This window comes from Cupriavidus sp. MPR-AND1C (assembly GCF_058809705.1).
Genome location: NZ_JBXASU010000002.1, coordinates 129,202 through 154,899 on the forward strand (window position 1 = coordinate 129,202; position 25,698 = coordinate 154,899).

The window sequence follows — 25,698 nt, forward strand, 5'->3', positions numbered from 1 at the left end:
TCTTCCGCCAGGTACCGGATCGACCGTTCCTCCAGCAGGTGCAGCACACGCGTCGCGGTCTCTATGTCCGCCTCGGGAATGTCGCCAAGGAGCTTCACGCGCAGCGCCGACGCGGCCTTCTCCAGACGCTCGGCAACTTCCTTGCCCTTACGTGTCGGCTTCACGACCTTGATGCGCCGGTCCGTGGGGGCCAGGCACCTAGGATTAACGCGGCGTTGCACGGAGGTCAACGCCGGAGCCTTCAGTGTTCCGTACTTCAACTTGCCGGGCGCGGATTTCGATGCTCGGAACGCTGCCATGGTGTTTATTGATAGGTGCCAGTAACTGGATCAGCATCAATGTCGCAAACGCCGGTACCCAGCCAAGGAACGCAGTGTCGGCGTCACGCGACCCGCAGCAGGTCGGAGGGGTGCGCACCGCACTGCACATTGTTAAGCGAGGCTTAACTCTGATGTCTTCATCACCCCGTTTATCTTTCGCAATCCAGTTCCTATCATTGCCTCATCCACACGCCCATCACCGTTCACACACGGAGTGACCCATCATGCAAACAGTCAATATCAAGAACCTGAACGGCCAGGGCATCACCATCGCCGCAGTCATCCACTTCCCGGCGGGCTTTGAGCAGGGCGGGAAATATCCGGCCGTCGTCGTGACCCACCCCGGCGGCGGCGTGAAGGAGCAGACCGCCGGCCTGTACGCGAAGAAGCTGGCCGAAAACGGGCTGGTCGCCATCGCGTTCGACGCCTCGTACCAGGGCGAAAGCACCGGCGAGCCGCGCCAGCTCGAGAACCCGTACGTCCGCACGGAGGACATCAGCGCGGTGGTCGACTACCTGACGACGCTGCCATACGTCGACGTGGAAAGGATCGGCGCCATGGGCATCTGTGCGGGCGCCGGCTACACGGCCAACGCGGCCATCAATGATCGGCGCATCAAGGCGGTCGGCACGGTCAGCGCGGTGAACATCGGCCAGATGTTCCGCAACGGCTGGGAAAACACGATCCGCGACGCCGACGCCATTCCCGTGCTGGAACTCGGCTCAAAGGCCCGCACCAGCGACGCCGGCAAGGCGGAACTGGCCACGTTCCCGTTGGCCCCGATGCGCAAGGAAGACGCGCCGAACAAGGAGCTGGAAGAAGCGTGGGAGTACTATCACACGCCGCGCTGCGAGCATCCGAACGCGCCCGGCTTCATGACGACGCGCAGCCTCAACCAGATCATCACCTACGACGCCTACAACAAGGCCGAGGCGTTCCTGACGCAGCCGCTCCAGATCGTAGCCGGCAGCGTGGCCGGCAGCAAGTGGATGAGCGACGACCTGTTCAACCGCGCCGCCAGCAAGGACAAGAGCTTCCACGTGGTCGAGGGCGCCAACCACATGTCAATGTACGACGTCACCAAGTACGTCGACGAGGCCGTGTCGGTGCTCGTGCCGTTCTTCCAGCGCACGCTGAAGTAACCACGCCTCGCCCCCCCTCCCGTCGCCAGGGACTGCGCGCATCGCGCTCCCCCGCGCCGGGCCGGCTGTACTCAAAACCGTTTTATCGACAGGAGAGCCATCATGACTTCGAGCGTCATCAGGCACGTTACTTACCAGAACCTGGGCTGGGAATCCGCGGCCGACATCTATCTGCCGCAGGACTTCGACGAAAGCAGGAAGTATCCGGCCATCGTCAGCACGCACCCGATCGGCAGCTGCAAGGAGCAGACCTCCGGCAACGTCTACGCCGCGGCACTGGCGAAGGAAGGCTTCGTTGTCATTGCCTTCGATGCGAGCTTCCAGGGTGCCAGCGGCGGTTCGCCCCGCTTCATCGAGGATCCGGCGATCCGCGTATCGGATATCCGGTTTGCCATCGACTACCTGGTCACGCTGCCGTATGTCGACGAGAAGCGCATCGGTGCCATCGGCGTGTGCGGCGGCGGAGCCTACACCATCCACGCCGCGATGACCGACCATCGCATCAAGGCGCTGACTTCGATCACCGGCGTCAACTTCGGCCGCCTGATCCGCGAAGGTTTCAGCAACTTCGACCCCGTCAGCGCACTGGAAGCCATGGGCAAGCAGCGCACCGCGGAGGCCCAGGGCGGAGCGCGCAACGTCATCAATTACCTTCCAGCGTCGGTGGAGGAAGGCAAGAAGAACGGCGTCACGGACATCGACGTGCTGGAGGCCACCGAGTACTACAAGACACCTCGCGGCCAGAAGCCGAATGGCGCCACCAGCGGGCTTTTCTCCTTCAACAGCGCCGCCATGGGCTGGGATGCGTTCCTGCATGCTGAAGTGCTGCTGACCCAGCCGCTGATGATCGTGATCGGCGACAAGCCGGGCGGATTCGGCGCGTACCGCGATGGCTGGGAGATCTACGGCCGCGCGGCATCAAAAGACAAGCACATCGTGATCGCGGAAGGCTGGTCGCACTACGACCTGTATGACAAGCCGGAGCCGGTGGCCCTGGCACTGGCCAGGGCCGTGCCGTTCTTCAAGGAACACCTGTAACCCATGCCAGATGAGCCGCGTCGTTGCCCACGGCGAGCCCGCCCTGGACGACCGGCTCATGCCTGGCGCCCTCCCGCTTATCTAAGGAACAAAGCATGAACAATGTCCTGGTTCTTGGCGCCAGCGGCCAGATCGCGCAATGGGTGATCCAGGCGCTGGCCAACCGCAGCGACACCGCGCTAACGCTGCTCCTGCGCAATCCGAAAAGACTCTCAGGCAACGAGCCCTCGAACTCGAAGATCGTCATTGGCGATGTTCTGGACAGGAAGCTGCTCACGCAAGCCATGGCCGGCCAGGACATCGCCTATGCCAACCTGACCGGCGAGAACCTCGACGTACAGGCGGGAAGTGTCATCGCGGCGATGCGGGCGTCGGGGGTCAAGCGCCTGGTCTTCGTGCTATCGCTGGGCATCTACGACGAAGTGCCGGGCAAGTTCGGCCAGTGGAACGACGCCACGATCGGCGAAGACCTGAAACCTTTCCGCCGCGCGGCCAATGTCATCGAAGCCTCGGGGCTCGACTACACCATCATCCGCCCGGCGTGGCTGACCGATGAGGACGAAGTCGACTATGAGCTGACGGGGCGCCACGATCCCTTCAAGGGCACCGTCGTGTCGCGCAGGAGCGTGGCCGATCTTATCGTCAAGGTCATTGAGTCGCCGCAACTGCACGCCGGCGCAAGTCTTGGCGTGAACAAGCCGAATACCGACAGCGACAAGCCGTATTTCATGTAAGCCGGAACTGATCGGATCGGGGAATGGCGAGAACGACCATGCCGATCATGCAATGGCTCGTTGCTGCGTTGGGACCGGCTCTCGTCGCTGTAACTGGCGCCCTGCTCTCCGTCAACTGGATCGAGAGCAATGGCGACCTGGTCAGTGCCAGTGCGACGGCAGCGCCCGGCTAAGCGACCCTGTTACTCACAAGGACGCCGGCTGGCTGGTCCGCCACTGAATGATCCGCCGCGGTGACGTGCCGCGGCGGTCAGGCGCAAACTCAGGCGGTGGTCGTACGCGGGAAGACCGGACCGCGCTTCTCACGGAACGAGGCCACTCCCTCCTTGACCTCGGGGCCGCCGAAGCCAAACATCTCCAGCGCCAGCGAGGCGTCGAAGGTCGGGCCTGCCTGGCGCAGCCAATTGTTCAGCGCATACTTGGTCCAGCGGATCGCCGACGGTGCACCATTGGCAAGACGGGTGGCGATCGAGACCGCCGTGTCCTGCAGATCCGCCTCATCCACGGCCAGCGACACGAGGCCCATCTGCTCCGCCTTCTCGCCGCTCACCGGCTCGCACAGCAGCAGGTGGTACTTGGCCTTGGCCATGCCGCACAGCAACGGCCACACGATCGCTGCGTGGTCGCCGGCGGCAACGCCGAGACGCGTATGGCCGTCCACCAGTCGGGCGGTGCGAGCCGCCACCGAGATATCCGCCAGCAGCGCAGCGACCAGTCCCGCACCGACTGCGGAGCCATGGATGGCCGAAACGATCGGCTTGGAGCAATTGATGATGTTGTAGACCAGGTCCTTTGACTCGCGCCAGACGCGGGCGCGCGCATCGAAGGAATCGATCATCTCCTCGACCATTTCGAAGTCGCCTCCGGCCGAGAAGGCCTTGCCCGCGCCGCACAGCACCACGGCGCTCACGGTCGGGTCGGCGTCGATATCACGCCAAACGCGGGCGATCTCGTCGTGGCCACGTGCATCCAGCGCGTTCAGGCGCTCGGGACGGTTCAGCGTGATGCGCAGTACGCCCTCGCTAGGGCGGTCAAACGCCAGGCTCGAATACTGTTCGTAGGCCGCGCCCGGCGCGGCATTGCTTTTCGACATGGGATCTCCTGAATAAAAGTGCGGGGGAGTGTGCAGCGAACAATGAAATACACATGCCCCCGTTAATCGATGCGGCGTCAATACGCCATCAATGCGCTGCGGCAGCACGAATCTCATCAAGCGCCGGCGGATTGTCCAGCGCGGACAGGTCGCCGGCAGGCACGCCGGTGTAGACACTGCGGATGACGCGCCGCATGATCTTCGAGCTGCGCGTCTTCGGCAGCTGCGCCACTACGTGGACCACGGACGGGCGGAACGGGCGGCCCAGGCGGCCATCGACATGCTTGCTGACAACGGACGCCAACGCTTCCTGCGACAGCGCCATGGCGGCAGATGGCACCAGGAAGACCACCAGTTTCTGTCCCTTGACCGGATCCTCGACGCCAATCGCGGCGGCCTCGGCGATCTCCGGCAGTTCCAGCAGCACGTCCTCGATCTCGGCGGGCCCGAGCCGCTTGCCTGCCAGCTTGATGGTGTCATCGGAGCGCCCCATCATGAACCAGGTGCCATCGTCGCGGCGCAGCGCCAGGTCGCCGTGCACCCAGATGCCCGGCACCGTGCGCCAGTAGGCGTCCAGGTAGCGCTCGTCGTCCTGCCAGAACGACTGCGTCATGCCGACGAAGGGCCGGCGGATCGCAAGTTCGCCCACGGTGTTGGTCAGCGATTTGCCATCGGCATCCACCACGTCGGCCGCCACTGATGGCGATGCTGTGTTGAACCCGGCCGGGCTGATCGGCTTGACGATCACGCTGGACAGCAGCGCACCGGAAACCTCGGTGCCACCGGTGTAGTTGATGACGGGACTGCGGCCACTGCCGAACGCCTTCTGGAACCACAGGAAGTGCTCGGGATCGATCCCCTCCCCTGCCGTGATCAGCAACCTGACCGTCGACACATCGCCTTGCGTGGCGATAGGCTCGTTGGCGGCCAGGCCCCGGATCAGCGTGGGCGCGGAGCCGAAGTGAGTCACGCCATAGCGCTCGACGATGCGCGACATGCGCGACCAGTCCGGGAAATCCGGGGCGCCGTCATAGCAGACCAGCGTCGCGCCGCGCAGCAGCGCGCACGACATCACCAGCGTGCCGGCCACCCAGCCCATGTCCGCGGGCCAGCAGAACACATCCTTCCCGCTGACATTGAAATGGACGGCGGAATCGTGCGCGATCTTCATCGGAAAGCTGCCGTGGGTATGCACGGTGCCCTTGGGCTTCCCGGTGGTGCCCGAGGTATAGATGATCATGAAGGGATCGTCCGGCGACATCCGCGCCGGTGCTGCGTCGGGCTGCGAGGCGGCAACCTGCTGCCAGTCCAGCACCTTGCCGCTGAAGTCGATTGCCTCGCCAGCATGCTTCCAGACGACGGTGCCGAGGTCCGGCAGGCGCGACAGGCCCTCGTCGACCAGGCTGCGCGTATCGACCCACTTGCCGCGGCGCGAGAAGCCGGTGGTGGCTACCAGCGCGCTGGCCGAGCATGACGACAGCCGCGACACGATCGCATCGACGCCGAAGCCGCTGAACAGCGGCACCGTCACCGCGCCGATCCAGGCAATGGCCAGCGAGGTCACCGTCGCCTCGACGCCGTTTTCCATCAACAAGCCAACGCGGTCGCCGCGCTTCACACCCAGGGCCTTCAGCCCGCCGGCGAAGGCGGCGACCTTTTGCGCCAGCTCGGCATAGCTCAGGCGCTGGGCGGAGCCGTCCTCGCGCTCGGCGACTACCGCGGCATGCGATGCCATCGCGGGATCATCTGCCCACTTGAGCGCGGACTTGACCCAGTTGAGCTGCCCACCCGGGAACCATTTCGGGAACGGCTGTCCTTTCGACGCATCCACGTACTTCTCGTAGGGAACGTCCCAGACCATGCCGCAGAAGTCGATCACGGCATCCCAATAGGCATCGGGCTTCTCGTTCGAGAAGGCCAGCAGTTCATCGTAGTCCTTCAGGCCCAGGCGCGCGACCAGCGCCGACACGTTCGCCGTGGCGATATCGTCTCCCGTAGGGATCCAGTCATTGTGCAGAGAGTCACTCATTGAAAATCCAGCGTATTGGTTGCACGGTTACTGCGGCGCGATGTGGGCAAGGCAGGCCCCATGCAGCATCGGGAGCTCCACGCCGCGCCATCTCCATCGCATGGAACCAGCGTGCGCGACGCGCCTGCGCGAGTCAATCATCCCGGCGGGGTTGTGCCGTACTTTGGAATGCCGCGGCGCGGCATGCATCCGGGCGTTGACGGAGGTTACCCCGCACGGGCGCCGCCGTAGTTGAATCCGTTGCCCCAATTTTCATTTCCGAAGTACGGAACACAATCCAGGCCTACGCTGACGAATGATGCGGGACGGATACACGATCCCCGCTACCAGCGCACTAAGCCTCGGTACCGACATCGCGCAGCAGCACCATCAGTTCCACCGCAGCAGCCTTGAGTTCCGGCACCATGCTCGCCCGTATCGACTCGACGTCCGGCCGAAGTTCGACCGCGCCGCAGTTCAGCGCCATCAGCATGCCGGCGCGGCCCACGGTTAGCGGCAATGCAATGCCGTATGCGTTGCGCTGGTACTCGCCGACCGACATGCAGACGCCGGTCTCGCGCAAGTCATCGAATGCGGCTTCTATGTTCTTCCTGATGTCTCCCGCCTGCGGACCCGCGGCCTCGATCACGGATGCCACGTAGTCAGCCCGTGCGTCCTTGGGCAACCCCCACAGCCAGGCGCGCCCGATCGCCGTCAACCCCATCGGCAGCAGCGACCCCACGCCCAGCCGCAGCGTGGCGATGCGCGTGCTGGTCCGATAGGCAATGTAGAGCATGTCAAGCTGGTTAGGCACCGCGAGTGCAACGGACGCGTTGAGCCGGTCGGCCAGTTGCTGCATGAACGGATGGGCGAGCCGTGTCACCGCGTTGGTTTCCAGGTACGCGTGCCCGATGCCAAGCGGACCGCCGGCCAGCTCGAATTGCGGCCCGCCCGCCACCCTGCGCAAGAAGCCCAGGCCGACCAGCGTCATCGTCAGCCGGGACACCGTGGACTTTGAGAGCCCCGTTCGGCGCACCAACTCACTGTTGGTCAGGGGCACCCGCTCCGCGCGAAAGGCGCGCAGCACCTTGAGGCCACGCTCCAGCGTCAAGGTGACCGGTGAGGATTGAGTCATTGCCACTCTGTGCGCCTTACAAGGTAGGAAACGCGCCATCAGGCCGGGGGACGCGCCCGAGTGCAGGATTGGACATCCACGGCCACATGAGCCTTACGATTGACAATATCGTCCAAGTCTCGGAAACGCTTGATTGCAGGCTTGATTGCAGTCGACGCGGCAACGTTCTCGCGGATTGCGGCGCGCCCGATCTGCTGTTGTTCGATGGCGGAAAGGAACGGCCGCAGCGTGAGACGATCGACTTGGCGGATGACGTGGAGGCGGTTGAATTTCGTCATGGATTTCGGTGCGGCTATCTGGCTCGCGTTACTCACGTGCCGTAAGCCGCTCCTGCAGCAATTGTGCCGTGGCGACCAGCCGCGGCCCGAGCTCCCGCTCGACTCGGGCACGCTGCATGCGGGCGGTACGGCCAATGCAGGCCAATGCCAGGGGCGGTTGGTCCGGCACGCAGACTGGCACGGCGACTGTGGCCAACTCCGGCTCCCACTCGCCGAGCGACATACAGAAGCCCCGTTCCTGGACCTGAGAGATCTTCTCGGCCATGCGCCGCCGTAGCGTCGGCCACTCGCGGCCGGCCTTGCGCTCCACGTTGCCCTGCAGGTAGCAGCGTTCCAGTTCCGGGATCGCGGCCAGCAAGGCCGATCCCATCAGGGAAGACGCAATGTGCAGTCGCGTACCCGGCGTCAGGCGCAGGTCCAGCACTACCTGGCTGCCTACACGGCTGTCGAGAACGATCACATCGAGCCGGTCCCGTGTGCCGAGCACCACGTAGGTATCGGTAGCTTCGGCGAACTTCCGCATTTCGACGCTGGCCTCCCGCCGAACCGCGGGGTCGGCGATGGCTGCGTAACCGAGCGACAAGGAGGCCGCCGTAAGGCGGTACTTGCGGCGCCCTTCGTCCTGGTGCAGGTAGCCCAGCGCGACCAGCGACTGCATCAGGCGGGAGACCGTCGGCGCGGGGATGCCGGTTTCGAGGGAAACGTCCTGATTGCCCAACCACACCTGCTCCGGGCCGAAGGCTGCCAGCACGGCCAGGCCGCGGGCCAGCGGCATGACCCTCACCTGGCCTTCCGCGGTAGCTGATCGGCCCGGACTTTGAAAGATTGTGCCGATATCGTACTGGTGATCCCGCAACCTTGCGCCGGCTGGCTGCAACATGGGCGTCTCCGTGTGCATGAGGTGTCGTCCCGTCCGAGGAAAATCCACATCCGGATTCGAAATTACCTTACAAACGTTAGGTGTAGTTTGAACGGTGAATCGCATGAGTGCCATGGGGGTTAACCCACTTCATGAGCGCCTCACCCTCACCGTCAGGCCAACGGTGCTGCGCGCTGCATCCCGCGGGAACCCGCGAGATGCGAAAGCTACACACCCGCCGCAGCTTGCCATTACGCATCTGCGGAATGCGGGCAAGCGCTGCGATTGCATGTGATTCCATGGAAGCCGTTAGGCCCGAGCGAATTTCCCGCGCCACCTGCATCGCGTCGCCCTGGTGGTTAGTGAAGACAGCCGCGATCCGCCTGGCAAGGCAACGTGGCCCGCCAGGCAGATATCGAACGACTTTAGAACTTGTGGCGCAGGCCGACAGCCACGCCCAGCATCGAACTCCCCCCACTTGGCAGTACGTAGCTGGAGCCAAGGGAAAGGCTGGTGAGGTAGCCGGTCGCCAACGAATCAAGTGTCAGGCCGGCATTCTTGGAGTATGCGGTGGTCAGATAGACATCAGTGCGCTTCGAGAAGGCATACGTCGAAATAAATGCGATCTGCCAGGGATTGGCTGCATTCGTATTGCCGTAAAGGTTCTTCAGATTGTCGTACGAATACTCAAGCGTGAAACCCAGGGCAGACGTTGCCTGATAATTGGCGCCAATCCAGTAGTAATCGTCGCGCAACATCACGACGTCCGTTGCATTCTTGCTCTGCCCCCAACGGTAGCCCCCCATGATCTTAGCCGGGCCAACGGTATAGCTCGCAGCAACCGACGCTTTTTTGACTGATCCGCTGGCGATGCCAATCGACGGATTCCACTGGTCGTAGCCGATGGTCCCGGCAAACGGACCCACCGCATACATCGCGGCTGCACCATACGCGCTGTCGCGGCGGAACTGCCCGGGAACCTCTCCGTTGCCGCCGACTGCAGGCACTCCCGCGGCAACCTGAGGCTGAGTCAACCCGACACCGAAGGACCAGTGAGCCCATGCCGACAGAGGACCAAATTGCCCCGTGTACTTGATGGTATTGTCCTCCCGGTAGTTGCCACCGTTTTGCAACACCGTCGGCTCGTAGAGCGTCGCGTAGGAAGCCGGGGCGAAGTTGGCCAGCGCGTCGAACATCGAGGTGTACTGACGACCAAAAGTCAGCTGCCCGAGGCCGGCGCTTTGCAGGCCGACGAAAGCCTGACGACCAAACATCCGGCCACTTTGCTGGCCGACACCCGTATCCGCGGCATAGCCGCTTTCGAGTACGAAGACTGACTTCAGCCCCCCTCCCAGGTCTTCTGTGCCACGAATACCCCAGCGCGATCCGGACAGGCCACCCGAGCCCATGCGGTAAGCACTATTGGCGGTCCCAGGGTTGAAACCGTTTGTTGCCTGAGGCACCGCGCCAACATGATTGACATACTCGACGTTGGCATCGACCACGCCATAGAGCGTCACATTTGTCTGCGCAAATGCGCTTCCCGCACCAGCGAGCATTGATACCGCAGCAATGCACTTCAACTTCATAATCGCCTCCTCCTTCTTTCTGGTTTGGACGTGGATTTCCCGTCCGGTTTGGTAACGACTTTGCTACTCATCTTCTTTTCTTTGACACTAGCAAGTCACTGAAACGCACTCGAGAAAGGGATTCGAATGACGTCCCAATTCTTGACTTGCTGCAGCCATGTAGCCGATATGACCGGCCGCTTTCTCGGAGAGCTTGTGGCGGAGCGTTCGATGAGTGGAGGTACCTGTTCGCGCCCTTAAAAGAATGTGACGCCGCAGTTCGTACAACAGCGATGGCATGAACCGTGTGCCAGCGGCGCCCACCGAGTGATCAAAGGCAATGGTGCAACCGTCTAGGCTCAGCCGCCCCTCCATTTCGTCAATGGAGTTGTCCCACCCTTTCACATAAGCGAGCGCTTGGCATGCCAAGGTGCATTGAGTACCACCAGATCCATCAGATCGAAACGCCGTCCAGTTTGTTGCGACAGCTTCTCGACCGTCGCTCGTTCCGTGGTCCCACTCCCTGCGTTTACTTGTTATGGATCGGCTTCGATTGTCTCCTTGTCGCGCGGATGAGAAAACAGGCTTCGGCGACTAAGCATAGAAATGGACGTCGGTAAGTTCAACGCAGGAGCCTTGGATGTCCCGTACAGTGGAAGAAAGGGCGATGGTGAGCTGCTGCGAAAAGCTGAACCGGGAGCAGCTTCCTCCTGGTGGTGACAGCTGAACAACGGCATTCTTCACGCCCGCCAGATTGCAAATCGAGATCGCGCTGGGAGCGGTGCGGGGGACGGCAAATGACGCAAGCGTCGGGCCATGCGTGATGTTGAACTCGCCTGTTGGAGCGTGGCAAGATCATCGGGATCCTTGATGTCAAGGCTGATGAAGCGCTTGCCGCAGTTGATGGCATGGAAGGCCGCGCCGCCGCCCTTCCACTTGCTCGGCCCCCAAGCCGCGCGCCGAATCGCCCGTGGGTCGCTCGATCTTCCAGACGTCTGCGCCGAGCGCCGCAAGGATCTGGCCGGCGAACGGCGCCGAAGCGCTGTCACTCCGCTCGACCACCACCACACCGTCAAGAGGAAAGTCATGCATTGCTGATACGCTCCTTCGCTGGATATGCGTTGCGTTGCATCTGCTTGGACCGGACGCATGCGCGAAGCGTAGAGGTGCGCCACCGTCTCTCCAACTGGCCTTCTTCGAAACGGCGATTCCGAGGGATTGAAGTGGCGAGTCGCCGTGGACTACGCAGACGGCAACTACGCGCTCACGACAACGGATGCGCCACAGCCGTGCGCAGCTTCAGGTAGAACATGAAATAGGTGATCTTGCGCGCCGGTGGCCAATTTGCGCGACGCATGCGGGGGCAATACACGCAGTCCTTCGCGCCATGTGCCCTTTCAAAGTACGGAATGGCTTCGGCCCGTACGTTGACGGCCGCTTAGCGGCCACTGGATCCTCACATTGCGGGACATACCGCAATTCCAGGAGCCATGACCATGAACAGTCCCGTCAGAACGGAGACAGCCATCGCCCACGGGCCCGACGCAACCAGCCCGATGTCGCGGGCAATCTGTGCCGCTTCGATCGGCACCATCTTTGAGTGGTACGAATTTGCCCTGTACGGCGCGCTGGCCTCGGTACTGGCGGATAAGTTCTCGCCCGGCTCCCCACGCGGCTGTCGAGCACGATCACATCGAGCCGGTCCCCCGTGCCGAGCACCACGTAGGTATCGGTCGCCTCGGCAACTCTGCGCATCTCGACGCTGGCCTCGCGCTGCACGGCCGAATCGGCAATAGCCGCGTAGCCGAGCGCCAGCGAGGCCGCCGCCAGCCGGTATTTGCGCCTCACCTCGTCATGGTGCAGGTAACCCAGCGCCACCAGCGACTGCAGCAGCCGCGTCACCGTCGATGCGGGGATACCGGTTTCGTGCGAAATTTCCTGGTTGCCCAGCCACGTCTGCTCCGGGGCCGAAGGCGGCCAGCACTGCCAGGCCGCGGGCCAATGGCATCACCCTGATCCGGCTTTCCGCCGCAGTTGGATCGGGCGCGGGCCACGCCAGCCGGGTGCGTGGCTGGCTGCTCGAGGGCCTCGCAGTCGTGTGCCGCAACATGGACTCCTCCGTGCCTGATCGCGCGTCCGGCGCCCGAACCATCACTCAGATACGGTGATGGCTTCCAAAATCCATCTGACAAACGTTGGGTAGATCTGGGAAGGAGAGCTGCGATGATTCCATGGAGTATGCCCCCATGGCGAACGCTCACGCCACGCCATGCGCACGCCGCATCCGCTACATACGACCAGCCCGCCTGCCGGTTCACCCCGCGCACTGCTTCCACATCGCCCCTCCGCATCGCCCCTCCGCATCGCCCCTCTCGTGCCAACAGGCTTTCGGGTGGGCCGCCATGAACCAAGCGTAGGGCCTCCCGCTGCGCGCGCCAACTGGCCATTTCCGAAGCGCCGGTTCACGCGTCGCCCCCCCCGACAGTTTCGTCTCGGCCGAATCGGCGCTTCGAGAAAGGCCAATTGGTTCGGCACTGGCACGACACTACCCTTCCGGTGGCGCGGTCACTACCCGACGCACACCGCACCCTGCATGGCGGCGGAACTTACAACAAGGACATCCAGGAGACAATGTGCAACAAGCAACACTGCCGGCTCGCAACAGCCTATTCGTGGTCATCTTGTGCTTTCTGACGATCGTGGCGGACGGCTACGATCTCATCGTCTACGGGGCCACCCTCCCGCGCCTGCTGGAAGAGCCGGGCTGGGGCCTGACGCCAGCGGCGGCCGGCATGATCGGGAGCTGGACGCTCGCCGGCCTGATGGTCGGCATGGGTGCGGCCGGCCCGCTCTCCGACCGGGTGGGCAGGCGCAACCTCATCATGGCCGGCGTGCTGTGGTTCTCCATCGGCTCCATCCTCTGCGCACTCGCCCCCTCGCCGTTCTCACTGGGTGCCGCGCGCTTTTTCACTGGCATCGGGCTGGGCGGCGTGGTGCCGTCCGCCGTGGCGCTGACGGTCGAGTACGCGCCTGCGAACCGGCGTCAGTTGTACAATGCGCTGACCTTGACGGGCTATTCCGTTGGTGGCGTCATCTGCGCGCTGCTGGCGATCACGCTGCTGCAGGAACACGGATGGCGCATGCTCTATGCGCTCGGCGCGCTCTACGCGCTGATCCTGCCGGGGATGTACCTGTGGCTCCCCGAGTCGGTGAGCTTCCTCGTCGAGCACGGTCGCATGGAAGAGGCGCGCATCCTGGCCGCCCGGCATTCGCTTGACCTGGAACGGATCATACGGGAGCAACGAGGCCAGGCCGTGCACGCGGCCGCCTCCGGCGCGCGCGGCTACCGGCTGCTGGCGACGGACGCAATGCGCACCTCGGCGCTGCTCTTCGCGCTGGTGAGTTTCTGCGTCCAGTTGATCGTCTATGGCCTGAACGCCTGGCTGCCGCAACTGATGCGCAAGGCGGGCTATCCGCTAGGGTCGTCGCTGCAGTTCCTGCTGGTGATGCAGTTCGGCGCCGTGGTGGGCATGATCGGCGGCGCGTTGCTGGCGGACCGGCTGGGCTCCAAACGAGTGATCATTCCGTTCTTCATGATCGGCGGACTGTCGCTGCTCGCGCTGAGCCAGAAGCTGGATCTCGGCTGGCTGATGCTCGCGGTGTTCGGCGCGGGTATCGGCTCCATCGGCACCACGACGCTGATCTACGGCTACATCGCCACGCACTTTCCGGCTTCGTGCCGCGGCTCGGCGCTCGGGGCGTCGCAGGCGTTCGGGCGGTTCGGCTCCATCCTCGGCCCGCTGATCGGCGGGTGGATCGTCGGCTCGAACCTCGCGCTGCACTGGAACTTCTACGCGTTCGTCGTACCCGCCGTCGTCGCGATCATGCTCGTGCCGCTGATCCCGAAGCCGGCACTGGAGCCCGACGCCACACCCGTTGCGGATTACCGTACCGCGGACTGAGTCCGCCATCTTCTTCGTCATGAGGTGAAACCATGAAAACCGTCAGCATCAAGCATCAGTGCTGGAATATCGCCGCCGATCTCCACTTCCCGCCGGACTTCGACGAGAGGAAGAAATATCCCGCCATCATCAGCGCCCATCCGATCGGTAGCTGCAAGGAGCAGACCTCGGGAAGCGTCTACGGCACCGCGCTCGCCGAGGCCGGCTTCGTTGTCATCGCGTTCGATGCCAGCTTCCAGGGCGCCAGCGGCGGCGAGCCGCGCTACATCGAGGATCCGACGCTACGCGTGGAGGACTTCCGCGTGGTCGCCGACTATCTCGTGACGCTCGACTACGTGGACGACCGCCGCATCGGCGTACTCGGCATCTGCGGCGGTGGTGGCTACTCCATCAATGCCGCCATGACAGAGCGCCGCATCCGCGCGGTGGGTACCATCACGGGGGTCAACTACGGCCGGCTGATGCGCGAGGGCTTCAGCGGCTACGATCCGATCGGCGCGCTCGAAGCGATGGCGCAGCAGCGCACCGCCGAGGCACGTGGTGCCACACTGCGCGTGGATGACCTGCTGCCGCCGTCGCCCGAGCAAGCGAAGCGGCGTGGCCTGACAGAGATCGACGTCCATGAGGCCACCGAGTACTACCGGACGCCGCGGGGGCAGAAGCCACACGGCGCCAACCGCTCGCTCTTTTCCCACCAGGGCGCCGCGACCGGATGGGATGCCTTCCATCTCGCCGAGGTCCTGCTGACGCAGCCGCTGATGGTGGTGGTCGGCGACAAGGTCGGTGCTTTCGGCGCCTACCGCGACGGCTGCGAGATCGTGGGCCGCGCACGCTCGGCGAAGAAGGAACTCGTCGTACTGGATGGCTGGTCGCACTACGACCTGTATGACAAGCCCGAGCCCGTGCGCAAGGCGCTCGACAAGCTGATCCCGTTCTACCGGGAACAGCTCTGATGCGCGGAATGATCTTCCGGGGCGCCCGCGAGGTCGAGCTGGCGCACTTCGACGATCCCACGCCCGGCCCCGGCGAGGCCGTGATCGAGATGAAGGCGTCGGGCATGTGCGGCACCGACCTCCACTACTACCGGCATGGCATGGCGGCATCGCTGGAGATGCTTGGCCTGAAGGACCGCATTGCGTCCGATCGGATTATCGGGGGGCACGAGCCTTGCGGCGTGGTGGCTGCGCTCGGCCCAGGCGTGGACGGAAAAGCGTTCCGCGTGGGCGACCGCGTGATGGTCTTCCACTACGAGGGCTGCCGCCACTGCGACCACTGCCGCACCGGCTGGACGCAACTCTGCGACCACGGCGCGCGCATCCATGGCGTGCTGGCGCATGGTGGCCATGCCGACTACATGAAGGTGCCGGTGTCGTCGCTGGTGCACTTGCCACAGGAAATGTCGTTCGCGGGCGACGCCGCCGTGGCGTGCGGCACCGGCACCGCCTATGGCGCCTTGCTGCGGCTTGACATCAGTGCCCGCGACACGCTGGCCGTCTACGGCCTCGGCCCGGTCGGCCTGTCGGTGGCCCAGCTTGCCGCGGCGATGGGCGTCGAGGTGTTCGGCGTCGACATCAATGCGGCGCGCGTGGCCCGCGCGAAAGACTTCGGCGTGTCCCACGCGATCGACGCCACGCAGTTCGACCCCGTCTCCGAGATCCTGAAGCTGACCGGGGGCAAGGGCGCGTCGTGCGCGGTGGAGTGTGCCGGTGGCGAGCTGCCGCGCGCTCAGGCCGTACGCAGCACCAGGGTGTGGGGCCGCGTCGCGCTGGTCGCCGTGGGCGGCAACCTGGTGCTCGACGCGATGAAGGACGTGATCGGCAAGCAGCGGCTGTTGCTCGGCTCGTTCACATTCTCCGAAGTTGAGATGAAGGCTTGCGCCGGCTTTATCGCCAAACGCGGCATCGAGGTGGACCGGCTGTTTACCGATACCTGGCCGCTCGACCAGGCCGCGCAGGCCTATGCCCACTTCGACAGGCAGGCGGGCGGCAAGGGCGTGTTCCTGTTCTGACCCTGCCGTCCCTTTCACGGTTGCCGCTGGCCGGCAACGGAGATCCAACCCATGACGAACCGAACCATTGAACTCAAGCACCCGCGTCAGCTTTACATCGACGGCGAATGGGTCGAACCCTTTACCAGCGGCGTCTTCGACGTGCTGGACTGCTCAACGGAGCAGGTCGTCGCGACGGTTGCCCGCGCCGAGTCGTCCGACATGCAGCGCGCCGTCGCCGCCGCGCGCAGGGCATTCGACGATGGCCCGTGGCCACGCATGACGCCGATGGAGCGCGCCGCCTTCCTCGATAGGATTGCCACGCGGCTCGAAGCCCTGAACGACGAGTTCGCCCGTATCTGGTCGCTGGAAACCGGCATTGTCTACCAGGTCGCGCAGCCGCGGATCGGGCTGTTCATCAGCGGCGCCTTCCGGCAGTACGCGGCGATGGCATCGACCTTCCCTTTCACGCAGCCGTGCCAGTCGGTCACTGGCAACGACGCATATCGCGTCTACGAGCCGGTGGGCGTGGTCGCAGAGATCATTCCCTGGAACGGTCCCGCAGGGTTGCTCGCCTACAAGACGGCGCCGGCGCTGCTGGCTGGCTGCACGCTGGTCATCAAGTCGCCGCCCGAGGCGCCATGCTCGGGCTACCTGTTCGCGCAGGTTTGCGAGGAAGTCGGGTTGCCCCCGGGCGTCGTCAACGTCATTACGGCCGAACGCGACGTGTCCGAGGCGCTGGTGCGCAGCCAGGACGTCGACAAGATCACCTTCACCGGTTCGACCGCGGCCGGCCGCCGCATCGCGTCCATCGCCGGCGACCGCGTGGCGCGCGTGACACTGGAACTCGGCGGCAAGTCGCCTGCCGTCGTCCTGGACGACTACGACGTCGAAACTGCCGCCGCCACGCTTGGCAACTCCTACTTCGGCTACAACGCCGGGCAGATCTGCCACAGCCTGACCCGCATCATCGTGCCGCGCGCGAAGCACGGCACGATGGTGGAGGCGCTGTCCGCCATCGCGCGGCAGATCGTGCTCGGTGACCCGCTCGCGGCGGAGACCACCTCCGGCCCGCTCGCCAGTGCCCGCCAGCGCGACACCGTCGAGCGCTTCGTCGCCATGGGGGTGGAGGAAGGCGCGGTGCTCGCGGCCGGCGGCAAGCGGCCGCCACATCTGGCGCGCGGCTTCTTCTTCGAGCCGACGGTGTTCGGCAATGTCGATAACCGATCGAGCATCGCACAACAGGAGATCTTCGGCCCCGTGCTGAGCGTGATTCCGGCCGACGACGAGGCCAGCGCCATCCGCATGGCGAACGACACGCCGTTCGGCCTGAACGCCGCCGTCTTCACCAACGACCGTGACCGTGCGCTCGCGGTGGCGCGGCAGATCCGCGCGGGCACCGTGGGCCACAATGGCCCGCGCACCGACTTCTCCATCGGCTTCGGCGGCTTCAAGCAGTCGGGCATCGGCCGCGAGGGCGGCGTTGAAGGACTGACCGCCTTCATGGAGTCAAAGACCATCGTGCTGGCCTGACGGTGGCGGCCAGCCGGAGCGGGCGAATGTCCACCGCCCGCTTCGGGCCGTCCGAATCGCAGCTTCGAAAATGGCAAGTTGGACGCGCGCCCCGAGCGCTCTACCCTTGCATCAAACCCATCCGGAAGATGCAAAGGAGACAGCCTTGAACACCGAAACCGGCCGCGCCACGGCGGCCACGCAGGACCAATGCCCCACCCCCGACCGCCCGCTCCAAGGCGTGCGCGTGCTGGCCGTGGAGAACTTCGTCGCAGGACCGTTCGCGTCGATGTGGCTCGCCGACGCGGGCGCCGAGGTCATCAAGGTCGAAGCGCCGGCCGGCGGCGACTTCGCGCGCAGCACCAGCCCCGTCAGGACGGCAGCGGATGGCAGCCCGCATGCGTTGTCGTTCCTGCGCACCAACCGCAACAAGAAAAGCCTGACGCTGGACCTCAAGCAGCCTGAGGGCAAGCGGCTGTTCCTAGAACTGGCCGCCGGCGCCGACATCGTGCTCGAGAACCTGCGCCCAGGCGTGATGGACCGCCTCGGCGTCGGCTACGACACCCTGCGCGCGCGCAACCCGCGCCTGATCTACGTTGCCATTTCCGGCTTTGGCCACACCGATGTGAAGCCGAGCCCTTACACCGACCACCCGGCGCTCGACATCGTCGGCCAGGCGCTCAGCGGCCTGATGTACCGTCCCGAGCGGCAGGACGACCGGCCGACCTATCTCGGCTTCTCGATGACCGACCTGCAGGGCGGCATTCTCGCCGCGCAGGGCGCGCTGCTGGCCCTGTACCAGCGCGAGCGCACCGGGCGGGGCAAGAAGGTGGACATTTCGCTGTACGACGCCTCGCTGGTCCAGAACGAGATCTCGGTCACCATGTACTCGGCCCTGCACAAGCCGCTGCCGCCGGGCGTACCCGCGGTGACGGCACCGTTCGGGCCGTTCCGCGCCAGCGACGGCCATATCGTCATCGCGGTGCTCGGCGAGCACATTTGGCGCCGCTTCTGCGAGGTGATCGGCAAGCCGGACCTGGTGGACGACCCGCGCTTCGCCGACGGCATTGCCCGCCGCAAGCACAGTGCCGGCCTTGATCCGCATATTGACGCCTGGCTCGCCACTCGCACGCGCGCGCAAGCCGTGGACCTGCTGCGCGCGGGCGGCGTGCCGGCGTCAGTGGTCAACGACGTGGCCGACCTGTTCGACTGCCCGCATGTGGCGGCACGCGAGATGCTGATGACGGTCCACGACCCAGTGTGGGGCCAGGTGCAGGTCGTCGGCAACCCGATCAAGATGTCGGACGTGCCCGAGCCCGAGGCTGGGGTGCCGCCGCGGCTCGGGGAACATACCGACGCCGTGCTGCGCGACTGGCTGCACCTCGATGCGCGGCAGGTCGAGGCGCTGCGCGCCGACGGCATCGTCTGACCGGAAGACAGCGAAACCCAGCAAGGAAACAGCAATGAAAAGTCTTGAAGGCAAAGTGGCAATCGTGACTGGCGGCACCGGTGGGATCGGCCGGGGCGTGGCACTGCAGCTCGCGGCGCGCGGGGCGCTGGTTGTCATCAGCGGCAGGAGCGCGTCAAAGGCCGACGCGGTGCTCGCCGAACTGCGCGAGGCCGGCGGCCAGGGCGACTTCATCGCCGGCGACGTCCGCGTGAAGGCCGACATGGATGCGCTCGCCGCCGAGGCCGCGCGCCGGCACGGCGGCATCGACATCGTGGTCGCCAATGCCGGCGGCAACGACGACGAGGCACGCCGCCCGGACGTGCGCGGCCCGTTTGGCGACATCGATCTCGCGCGCGTCTGCGCCGTGGTGGCGGAGAACACCGCCGCGAAGCTGCTGCCGGTGCAGTCGGCCCTGCCCTTCATGCGCAAGTGTGGTGGCGGCGCGGTGGTCTTCGTGACCTCGGAGGGCGGCCGCGTGCCGACGCCGACGCAGACCGCGGTGGCCACCTTTGCCGGCGGCCTGATCAGCGCAAGCAAGGTCCTGTCGAAGGAGCTGGCGCGCGACCTGATCCGCGTGAACTGCGTGTGCGTGACGGTGGTGCGCGACAGTCCGTCGTGGAAGGCCGCCTTCGAGCGCACCGATGGCGTGTCGGACCGGCACCGCAAGCAGTATGAGAAGATCATTGCCAGCAGCCCGCTCGGCGTGGCGAGCCCGGAGGATATCGGCCAGGTGGTGGCCTTCCTCGCCTCCGACGAGTCGCGCTACCTGACCGGGGCGACCGTCAGCCCGACCGGCGGACTGACGATTCACTGACGATACGCGGACGACTGGCCGCGCGGCCCGCCGCCTCACACGATGGCGCCGGCCGCGCGCAAGGCCGCGATGTCCTGCGAGCCGAAGCCCCAGTCGCCCAGCACCGCGTCGGTATGCTCGCCGGGGCGTGTGGGGGAATTCTGGATCGCGCCCGGCGTGCGGCTGAAGCGCGGGGCGGGCGCGGGTTGCACGACACCGTCCCGCTCGACGAAGGTCCCGCGCGCCCGCAGATGCGGATGACCGGGCGCCTCGGCCAGCGACATGACCGGCGCGAAGCAGGCCTCCCGTCCTTCGGCCAGCGCGCACCATTCGTCGCGCGTGCGCGTGCGGAAAATTTCCGCGAACCTCGCCCGCACCTCCGGCCAGCACGAACGGTCGTGCTGGTCCGGCATCTGCGCCTCATCCAGCCCGAGCACTTCCAGCGTATGGCGCCAGAAGCGCGCCTCATTGGAGCCGACGCTGATCCAGCGGCCGTCCCGCGTCTCGTAGACGTTGTACCAAGGCGCCCCCGAATCGAGCCGGTTGCTGCCGCGCTCGTCCTTCCAGTAGCCACTGGCGAACATGCCGTAGAAGAGCGTCATGAGCGAGGCGGAGCCGTCGACCATCGCAGCATCCACCACCTGCCCCTTGCCCGACCGCCGGCTTTCGAGGATGGCCGATACGACGCCGAGCGCCAGGTAGAGCGAACCGCCGCCGAAGTCCCCCGCCAGATTGAGCGGGATCACCGGTGGGCCGCCGCAGGTGCCGACCGCATGCAGCACGCCGGTCAGCGAGATGTAGTTGATGTCATGACCGGGCGCGTGCGCGAGCGGCCCGTCCTGGCCCCAGCCCGTCATGCGGCCGTAGACCAGCGCGGGGTTCGCCGCGAGGCAGTCTTCCGGGCCGAGGCCCAGCTTCTCGGCGACCCCCGGCCGGAATCCCTCGACTAGCGCGTCGGCCTGGCCGACGAGCTTCAGCACCGCATCCTTCGCTTCGGCTTTCTCCAGGTCGAGTACGGCGCTGCGCCGGCCGCGATTGAGCAGGTTGAAGCGCGGATCGCCGGGCTGACCGCCGTCGTGGCCGGGCGGACGGTCGATGCGGACGATGTCCGCGCCGAGGTCCGCGAGCAGCATGCAGCAGAACGGCACAGGCCCTATACCGCCCAGCTCAACGAGCCTGACACCCGCGAGCGGGCCCTGGGTTTTGCGCATCGTTTTGGTCTCCTCAAACGTTGAAACCCGGCTCGCTGGGACGAGCCGGGCCTGCATCGCGCGCCGCGCCGCCCCTTCGGGTGGCCGCGGTCACGCATTCGACGGTCATGGCGGTCATGACCGCCACTTCTACTGAGCTGCCCCCGCGTCGAACACTGCCTCGCCGCCCGACGACTGCGCCTCGCGCCGGCCGCGCCGCGACGCCATCAGCCTGTCGAGGTCCGCATTGTCCTCGCCAACGTCGCGCGCAGCCGACAGTGGTCCCGGCCGCCTGCCATTGAACAGCAGCGGCAGTCCGACCAGCGCCAGATCGTCCCCGGACGGCTTGCCGATGATGCCCAGCGCTCGCGTCTGTTCGTGATTGACCAGTTCGCTGGTAGTCTGCACAGGCGCACACGGCAGGCCGGCGGCGCCGAGCACTTCCTGCCAGTGCGCGCGGGAATACTCGGCAAGCCGCCCCCCGATCAGGGCATCGATCTGCGCCCGGTGGCGCAGACGCCCGTCATTGGTGGCAAAGCGCGGGTCGGTGGCCCACTCCGGCCGGTCCAGCGCGGCGCACAGGCGCGCGAAGAGCCGGTCGTTGGCGCAACTGACCACCAGATGGCCATCGGCCGTGTCGTACGCGCGGTGCGGCACGATGAAGCCGACGCCCGAACCATGCCGGCCGCCCGTATCGCCATCGGCGTTGTAGTTGGCGATGCCGACCGTCATCCAGGCGATGGCCGTCTCCAGCAGCGAGCTGTTGACGGTGGCGCCCACGTGCTTGCGCTGCCGCCGGCACAGCGCGGCGAGGATGCCGATGACCGCCCACATGCCGGCGCCGAAGTCGACGATCGACACGCCTGCGCGCACCGGCGCCTGCCCTTCCTCGCCGGTGATGCTCATGATGCCTGCAAAGGCCTGCATCAACGGGTCGTAGCCGGGCGCCTGGTTCAGCGGACCGACATTGCCGAACGCGCCTACCTCGCAGCAAACCAGTTCGGGCTTGGTCACGCGCAGGCTGTCGGGGTCCAGTCCGTATTGCGCGGCCGAGCCCGGGCGCAGGTTGTGGAAGAAGACGTCGGCGTGCTCGCCGATGAGCCGATGCAGCGTGCCAAGGTCGTCTGGGTCCTTGATGTCGAGGCTGATGAAGCGCTTGCCCTGGTTGATCGCATGGAAGGCGGCACCGCTGCCCTTCCACTTGCTCGGCCCCCAGCCGCGCGCCGAATCGCCCGTGGGGCGTTCGATCTTCCACACATCGGCGCCCAGCGCCGCAAGGATCTGGCCGGCGAACGGCGCCGAGGCGCTGTCGCTCAGTTCCACGACCACCACGCCATCTAGAGGAAGGTCACGCATGGCTGCTTACTCCGGCTTGTAGTTGAGTTCGGCGAAGAGGCCTTTCCATACCGAGACCTCTTCGTTCAGTTGCTGGGCGAACATGCCCGGCGACGAAGCCACCATGCTGCCGCTCAAGCGCGACTCCACCAGGCTCCTGAACTGCGCGTCCGCCGTCAGCGCGCGAAGATCGCGCGCGATCCGGTCCACCAGGGCCGGCGGCGTGGACTTCGGCACGAAGATGCCGGCCCACAGCAGCGGCAGGTAGCCCTTGTAGCCCACGGCCTCCGACAACGTCGGCACGTTGGGCAGGTCCGCATACCGCTCGGCGCTGATGGCGGCCATGGGCCGCAGCTTGCCAGCCTCCATCTGAGACTTCATCGAGCTTGGCGTGTTCACGAGAAATTGTGCATCATCGCGCATCACGGCCATGTTCATTGCCGTCACGCTGTTGAAGTCGATCGGTGCATATTTCATGCCGAGCGACTTGTTCAGCAGCGCCATCGTCAGGTTGAAGATCGACGTGCGTCCGGTGCCCGCGAAGAACAGGCCATCCGGATCACGCCGACTCAGGTCGACCAGTCCGCGCATGGTCTTCGCCCTGCCCGCGGTGCCGTCGTTGGCGGCCACCACAAGCTGGTAATTGATGACCTTGTACACCGGGACCAGGTCGGCAGTCGGGTCGAACTTCAGGTTCTTCGTGGTGAACTTCGGCAGGATCGAGCTTTGCGTGCCCAGCAGCAGCGTGTGCCCGTCAGTGGCGTTCACCACGTATTCGGTGCCGATCACACCGCCCGCGCCGGGCCGGTTCTCCACGATCACCGGCTGCTTCCAAATGCCTTCGAGCCGTTGCGCCAGCAGGCGCGCGAGCAAGTCGCCGCTGGAGCCGGCCGCCAGCGGAATAACGATGCGCACCGGGCGCGTCGGCCACAGCTCGGCCGCCGATGCCAGCCGGGGCAGCAGCATCGCCGCACAGCCGGCCACGCAGGCGACACCCGCCTTGCGTAGCCAGCGCCGCCGGTGATCCCGTTCACGGGGGTCTCTCATGGGTCTCCTCCTTATGTCTCTTTATGGATGTCTTGCCAGATGCCTTGCGCGGCGCAGCGTCAGGCTGCGGCAAAGACCGGCAGGCGTTGCCCGCCCCGCTCGATCAACCGCGCCGTCATGCGCGCGCCAATGCGCAACGTCTCGGGCGCTCCCTCGATCTGCGCGAACAGGTGGTAGCCCTCGTCCATCTCCACGAAACCCACCGTGTAGGGGGCAATCGACGAGAAGGCCGGCGTGGGCCCACGCATCACCGTGCTGAACGAATACAGCGTGCCGGTGCCCTTCGCCGCCTGCCACACAAGCTCATCGGCATCGCAATGCGGGCAGAACGAATGCGCCGGCCAGACCGCTTCACCGCAGCCGGTGCACCGCTGGTACTTCAACTGTCCCGCCGCCAGCCCTTCCCAGTAGGGTTGAGCGTCGAGCAACGCGTATGGCTGTGGCCAGCCGTCTTTGGTCTGGATCATCACGTGCTCCCGTTCAGGTTGTCGAAGACAGCAGCATCACGCAGCCGGCCGCCAGCATGCCGCCCGCGCCCTGCACGAGCACGGTCTTCGGCCTGCGCTTCGGCGCCGCGCCCAGCGGCTGGCCGCGCAACTGCCGCACGGCCTCGACGAGGCTGTCCATGTTGCAGGAGATGCCCGGCTGGCCGAACGACAGCCAGCCGCCGTTGGTATCGGTCGGCAGGTCGCCGTCGACGCCGGTGCGGCCCTCGCGGTACAAGTCGATCCCCCGGCCCTTCTTCGCAAAGCCCAGGTCCTCCACGACGATGGGCCCCATGTGCGCGAAGTTCACAGAAATCTGCGCCATGTCGATATCCCCGCGCGACAGCCCCGACATGTCGAATGCCTGGTTCGCCGCCGCGGCCGTGGCCGTATGCGTCAGGTTGGGCATGGGGCCGAGCTCGGGGAAGCGGCACGCACGCATGTTCATGCGATCCGTCAGGTATTCATGCGTCGTGGCGGACCCGTAGCCGAGCAGGTAGACCGGATCGGCGTGCATCGCCCGCGCCCGTTCCGGCGATGTGACTACCAGCGCGCCGCCAGTGCCGCCGCCCCACGTCGAGCACATCCAGCGCCGCAGCGGACTGGCGACGTAGGGCGACGCCAGCACCGTCTCGCGATCCACCTCCCCAAAGCGCGCCTTGGCCGCGTGCGGATGGTGAACGCCCCAGCGCTGGTTCGACACCGCCACGTCGGCGAGGTCGGCCTCGGTCAGATCGTACTCGTGCAGATACCGGCAGGCAGCCTGCCCGTACAGTGCCGGGATGATGGGGCCGTAGGGCACCTCGAACTGCGGGTCGGCGTCGGCTTCGGCTCCCATGGCGACGGCGTCGACGAACAACTCCGTCGCATCGCTCTGCAGGCACAACACGTACTCGGCTTGTCCGGCCGCGATCATCTCCGCGGCCACCGCCAGCGTCGCCGTGAGGCCGGCGCCGTGCATCGTGATCTCGGTCGTGCGCTTCACCGGCATCTGCATGTGCGAGATGAAGATGTTGCTCCACTGCGAGCGCTTGTCGGCCCAGGGCGAGCGGCCCGTGTAGACCGCATCGACCTGCTCCTTGCGGATGCCCGCGTCACGCAGCGCGCGCCGCGTGGCTTCGGCCGCAAGCTGAAGGGGGTCCTTGCGATCCTGCCGGGAGGCGTAGGCATCCCCCATCCCGACAATCGCGGCAACTGGCTTCGTCGACATCATGTCGCCCTCAAGCCGCCTTCAGTTCGGGCAGCGACGACGCGATCAGCGCGTCGAGGTCATCGCGCTTGCGCAACATCAGCAGGCTCCACTCGCCCTGCTGGAGCAGGTCGCCATTCTGGTTGATCGCGCTGATGCGGAACTTGATCACGCCGTATTTCTCGTCCTTCTCCTTCTTGCCGATGACCTCGCATACCGCGTAGATGGTGTCGTTGATGTACACCGGGTTGCGAAAGCGCATGTTGTCGATGCCGTAGTTGGCCTGGATGCCGAGGCCGAACTGGATCAGGCCGGTGACGATGGAATACGTCAGCGAGCCCTGCACCAGGCGCTGGCCGAAGCGGGTCTTCGAGGCGTAGTGCGTGTTGGAGTGGATCTCGATCCAGTTGCCCGTCAGCGCGCAGTAGTTGACCACGTCGGCCTCAGTGACGGTGCGCCCGCCCGAGCGGAAGACCTGGCCGATCTGGAGTTCGTCAAAGGTCTGGTCGATGCGGTTGTTGATGATGCGCTTGCTCGTGTCGCTCATGTCTGTATCTCCTTGAAATTCGCCTG

Annotated in this window: 24 protein-coding genes; 10 read left to right on the top strand and 14 right to left on the bottom strand. The window is 65.6% G+C overall.

The features are described 5' to 3' along the window. The first annotated feature begins 544 nt into the window (after positions 1-544). The 4 genes from AC1RWI_RS01895 (at position 545) to AC1RWI_RS01910 (ending at position 3,407) form a co-directional block, all read left to right on the top strand. The gene (locus AC1RWI_RS01895) at positions 545-1,462 is read left to right on the top strand and encodes an alpha/beta hydrolase (protein WP_043353904.1); all 918 of its coding nucleotides are present in this window, start codon (positions 545-547) and stop codon (positions 1,460-1,462) included. 102 nt (positions 1,463-1,564) lie between these two features. Beyond that, entirely contained in the window at positions 1,565-2,500 is a 936-nt protein-coding gene (locus AC1RWI_RS01900; protein WP_043353902.1) for an alpha/beta hydrolase, read from the top strand. A gap of 95 nt (positions 2,501-2,595) precedes the next feature. Then, entirely contained in the window at positions 2,596-3,234 is a 639-nt protein-coding gene (locus AC1RWI_RS01905) for an SDR family oxidoreductase (protein ID WP_492864219.1), read from the top strand. Between the two features lie 23 nt (positions 3,235-3,257). After that, positions 3,258-3,407, top strand: a complete 150-nt coding sequence (locus AC1RWI_RS01910; protein ID WP_158408310.1) for a hypothetical protein — start codon at positions 3,258-3,260, stop codon at positions 3,405-3,407. An 89-nt stretch (positions 3,408-3,496) separates the two neighbouring features. On the opposite strand, the gene AC1RWI_RS01915 is transcribed toward AC1RWI_RS01910, so the two are convergent. From AC1RWI_RS01915 to AC1RWI_RS01950, 8 genes are all read right to left on the bottom strand, one after another. Next, positions 3,497-4,327: an enoyl-CoA hydratase/isomerase family protein gene (locus AC1RWI_RS01915; protein WP_043353899.1), complete on the bottom strand. Its 831-nt coding sequence runs from the start codon at positions 4,325-4,327 to the stop codon at positions 3,497-3,499. An 88-nt stretch (positions 4,328-4,415) separates the two neighbouring features. Beyond that, entirely contained in the window at positions 4,416-6,356 is a 1,941-nt protein-coding gene (locus tag AC1RWI_RS01920) for an AMP-binding protein (RefSeq protein ID WP_492864222.1), read from the bottom strand. A 334-nt stretch (positions 6,357-6,690) separates the two neighbouring features. Next, complete coding sequence (locus AC1RWI_RS01925; protein WP_492864224.1) at positions 6,691-7,470, bottom strand: IclR family transcriptional regulator; 780 nt, start codon at positions 7,468-7,470, stop codon at positions 6,691-6,693. A gap of 38 nt (positions 7,471-7,508) precedes the next feature. After that, on the bottom strand, positions 7,509-7,748 hold the full coding sequence (locus tag AC1RWI_RS01930; RefSeq protein ID WP_492864226.1) for a hypothetical protein: 240 nt from the start codon (positions 7,746-7,748) through the stop codon (positions 7,509-7,511). Between the two features lie 28 nt (positions 7,749-7,776). Further along, positions 7,777-8,523: an IclR family transcriptional regulator gene (locus AC1RWI_RS01935; protein ID WP_492864228.1), complete on the bottom strand. Its 747-nt coding sequence runs from the start codon at positions 8,521-8,523 to the stop codon at positions 7,777-7,779. A 509-nt stretch (positions 8,524-9,032) separates the two neighbouring features. Continuing rightward, the gene (locus tag AC1RWI_RS01940) at positions 9,033-10,196 is read right to left on the bottom strand and encodes a porin (RefSeq protein WP_492864230.1); all 1,164 of its coding nucleotides are present in this window, start codon (positions 10,194-10,196) and stop codon (positions 9,033-9,035) included. 852 nt (positions 10,197-11,048) lie between these two features. After that, positions 11,049-11,267: a CoA transferase gene (locus AC1RWI_RS01945; RefSeq protein ID WP_492864232.1), complete on the bottom strand. Its 219-nt coding sequence runs from the start codon at positions 11,265-11,267 to the stop codon at positions 11,049-11,051. 417 nt (positions 11,268-11,684) lie between these two features. Next, positions 11,685-12,125: a helix-turn-helix domain-containing protein gene (locus AC1RWI_RS01950; protein ID WP_492864349.1), complete on the bottom strand. Its 441-nt coding sequence runs from the start codon at positions 12,123-12,125 to the stop codon at positions 11,685-11,687. A gap of 683 nt (positions 12,126-12,808) precedes the next feature. Here AC1RWI_RS01950 and AC1RWI_RS01955 point away from each other — a divergent pair. From AC1RWI_RS01955 to AC1RWI_RS01980, 6 genes are all read left to right on the top strand, one after another. Then, positions 12,809-14,137 (top strand): MFS transporter, encoded by a 1,329-nt coding sequence (locus AC1RWI_RS01955; RefSeq protein WP_043353891.1) that lies wholly within the window; start codon positions 12,809-12,811, stop codon positions 14,135-14,137. Between the two features lie 32 nt (positions 14,138-14,169). Beyond that, positions 14,170-15,090: an alpha/beta hydrolase gene (locus AC1RWI_RS01960; RefSeq protein WP_492864234.1), complete on the top strand. Its 921-nt coding sequence runs from the start codon at positions 14,170-14,172 to the stop codon at positions 15,088-15,090. Then, on the top strand, positions 15,090-16,145 hold the full coding sequence (locus tag AC1RWI_RS01965; protein WP_492864236.1) for a zinc-dependent alcohol dehydrogenase family protein: 1,056 nt from the start codon (positions 15,090-15,092) through the stop codon (positions 16,143-16,145). Before AC1RWI_RS01960 ends, AC1RWI_RS01965 begins: the two co-directional genes overlap by 1 nt. 51 nt (positions 16,146-16,196) lie before the next feature. Next, positions 16,197-17,657 (top strand): aldehyde dehydrogenase, encoded by a 1,461-nt coding sequence (locus tag AC1RWI_RS01970; RefSeq protein ID WP_492864238.1) that lies wholly within the window; start codon positions 16,197-16,199, stop codon positions 17,655-17,657. Positions 17,658-17,802: 145 nt separating this feature from the next. Then, on the top strand, positions 17,803-19,065 hold the full coding sequence (locus tag AC1RWI_RS01975; RefSeq protein WP_236702181.1) for a CaiB/BaiF CoA transferase family protein: 1,263 nt from the start codon (positions 17,803-17,805) through the stop codon (positions 19,063-19,065). A 34-nt stretch (positions 19,066-19,099) separates the two neighbouring features. Continuing rightward, entirely contained in the window at positions 19,100-19,900 is an 801-nt protein-coding gene (locus AC1RWI_RS01980) for an SDR family NAD(P)-dependent oxidoreductase (protein ID WP_043353882.1), read from the top strand. A 35-nt stretch (positions 19,901-19,935) separates the two neighbouring features. Here AC1RWI_RS01980 and AC1RWI_RS01985 read toward each other — a convergent pair whose 3' ends face one another. The 6 genes from AC1RWI_RS01985 to AC1RWI_RS02010 form a co-directional block, all read right to left on the bottom strand. After that, positions 19,936-21,090, bottom strand: a complete 1,155-nt coding sequence (locus AC1RWI_RS01985; RefSeq protein WP_043353879.1) for a CaiB/BaiF CoA transferase family protein — start codon at positions 21,088-21,090, stop codon at positions 19,936-19,938. Between the two features lie 129 nt (positions 21,091-21,219). Next, positions 21,220-22,425 carry a CaiB/BaiF CoA transferase family protein gene (locus AC1RWI_RS01990; RefSeq protein ID WP_492864241.1) on the bottom strand — a complete coding sequence of 402 codons (1,206 nt, stop codon included), beginning with the start codon at positions 22,423-22,425 and terminating at the stop codon, positions 21,220-21,222. 6 nt (positions 22,426-22,431) lie between these two features. Beyond that, positions 22,432-23,451 carry a Bug family tripartite tricarboxylate transporter substrate binding protein gene (locus tag AC1RWI_RS01995; protein ID WP_043353873.1) on the bottom strand — a complete coding sequence of 340 codons (1,020 nt, stop codon included), beginning with the start codon at positions 23,449-23,451 and terminating at the stop codon, positions 22,432-22,434. A 59-nt stretch (positions 23,452-23,510) separates the two neighbouring features. Continuing rightward, positions 23,511-23,918 (bottom strand): Zn-ribbon domain-containing OB-fold protein, encoded by a 408-nt coding sequence (locus tag AC1RWI_RS02000; protein WP_043353869.1) that lies wholly within the window; start codon positions 23,916-23,918, stop codon positions 23,511-23,513. A 13-nt stretch (positions 23,919-23,931) separates the two neighbouring features. Beyond that, positions 23,932-25,146, bottom strand: coding sequence for a thiolase family protein (locus AC1RWI_RS02005; RefSeq protein WP_043357848.1), 1,215 nt, complete (start codon positions 25,144-25,146; stop codon positions 23,932-23,934). Positions 25,147-25,156: 10 nt separating this feature from the next. Next, positions 25,157-25,672 (bottom strand): MaoC family dehydratase, encoded by a 516-nt coding sequence (locus tag AC1RWI_RS02010; RefSeq protein ID WP_043353866.1) that lies wholly within the window; start codon positions 25,670-25,672, stop codon positions 25,157-25,159. Positions 25,673-25,698 lie beyond the last annotated feature (26 nt).

What these genes read in the sequence shown, in the direction of transcription:
- AC1RWI_RS02010 (WP_043353866.1), bottom strand. Translation starts at nt 25,672, where the DNA reads ATGAGCGACACGAGCAAGCGCATCATCAACAACCGCATCGACCAGACC.
- AC1RWI_RS01965 (WP_492864236.1), top strand. Translation starts at nt 15,090, where the DNA reads ATGCGCGGAATGATCTTCCGGGGCGCCCGCGAGGTCGAGCTGGCGCAC.
- AC1RWI_RS01970 (WP_492864238.1), top strand. Translation starts at nt 16,197, where the DNA reads ATGACGAACCGAACCATTGAACTCAAGCACCCGCGTCAGCTTTACATC.
- AC1RWI_RS01925 (WP_492864224.1), bottom strand. Translation starts at nt 7,470, where the DNA reads ATGACTCAATCCTCACCGGTCACCTTGACGCTGGAGCGTGGCCTCAAG.
- AC1RWI_RS01895 (WP_043353904.1), top strand. Translation starts at nt 545, where the DNA reads ATGCAAACAGTCAATATCAAGAACCTGAACGGCCAGGGCATCACCATC.
- AC1RWI_RS01915 (WP_043353899.1), bottom strand. Translation starts at nt 4,327, where the DNA reads ATGTCGAAAAGCAATGCCGCGCCGGGCGCGGCCTACGAACAGTATTCG.
- AC1RWI_RS01960 (WP_492864234.1), top strand. Translation starts at nt 14,170, where the DNA reads ATGAAAACCGTCAGCATCAAGCATCAGTGCTGGAATATCGCCGCCGAT.
- AC1RWI_RS01935 (WP_492864228.1), bottom strand. Translation starts at nt 8,523, where the DNA reads ATGCCGCTGGCCCGCGGCCTGGCCGTGCTGGCAGCCTTCGGCCCGGAG.
- AC1RWI_RS01940 (WP_492864230.1), bottom strand. Translation starts at nt 10,196, where the DNA reads ATGAAGTTGAAGTGCATTGCTGCGGTATCAATGCTCGCTGGTGCGGGA.
- AC1RWI_RS01945 (WP_492864232.1), bottom strand. Translation starts at nt 11,267, where the DNA reads ATGCATGACTTTCCTCTTGACGGTGTGGTGGTGGTCGAGCGGAGTGAC.
- AC1RWI_RS01990 (WP_492864241.1), bottom strand. Translation starts at nt 22,425, where the DNA reads ATGCGTGACCTTCCTCTAGATGGCGTGGTGGTCGTGGAACTGAGCGAC.
- AC1RWI_RS01930 (WP_492864226.1), bottom strand. Translation starts at nt 7,748, where the DNA reads ATGACGAAATTCAACCGCCTCCACGTCATCCGCCAAGTCGATCGTCTC.
- AC1RWI_RS01980 (WP_043353882.1), top strand. Translation starts at nt 19,100, where the DNA reads ATGAAAAGTCTTGAAGGCAAAGTGGCAATCGTGACTGGCGGCACCGGT.
- AC1RWI_RS02000 (WP_043353869.1), bottom strand. Translation starts at nt 23,918, where the DNA reads ATGATCCAGACCAAAGACGGCTGGCCACAGCCATACGCGTTGCTCGAC.
- AC1RWI_RS01920 (WP_492864222.1), bottom strand. Translation starts at nt 6,356, where the DNA reads ATGAGTGACTCTCTGCACAATGACTGGATCCCTACGGGAGACGATATC.
- AC1RWI_RS01910 (WP_158408310.1), top strand. Translation starts at nt 3,258, where the DNA reads ATGGCGAGAACGACCATGCCGATCATGCAATGGCTCGTTGCTGCGTTG.
- AC1RWI_RS02005 (WP_043357848.1), bottom strand. Translation starts at nt 25,146, where the DNA reads ATGTCGACGAAGCCAGTTGCCGCGATTGTCGGGATGGGGGATGCCTAC.
- AC1RWI_RS01905 (WP_492864219.1), top strand. Translation starts at nt 2,596, where the DNA reads ATGAACAATGTCCTGGTTCTTGGCGCCAGCGGCCAGATCGCGCAATGG.
- AC1RWI_RS01995 (WP_043353873.1), bottom strand. Translation starts at nt 23,451, where the DNA reads ATGAGAGACCCCCGTGAACGGGATCACCGGCGGCGCTGGCTACGCAAG.
- AC1RWI_RS01985 (WP_043353879.1), bottom strand. Translation starts at nt 21,090, where the DNA reads ATGCGCAAAACCCAGGGCCCGCTCGCGGGTGTCAGGCTCGTTGAGCTG.
- AC1RWI_RS01900 (WP_043353902.1), top strand. Translation starts at nt 1,565, where the DNA reads ATGACTTCGAGCGTCATCAGGCACGTTACTTACCAGAACCTGGGCTGG.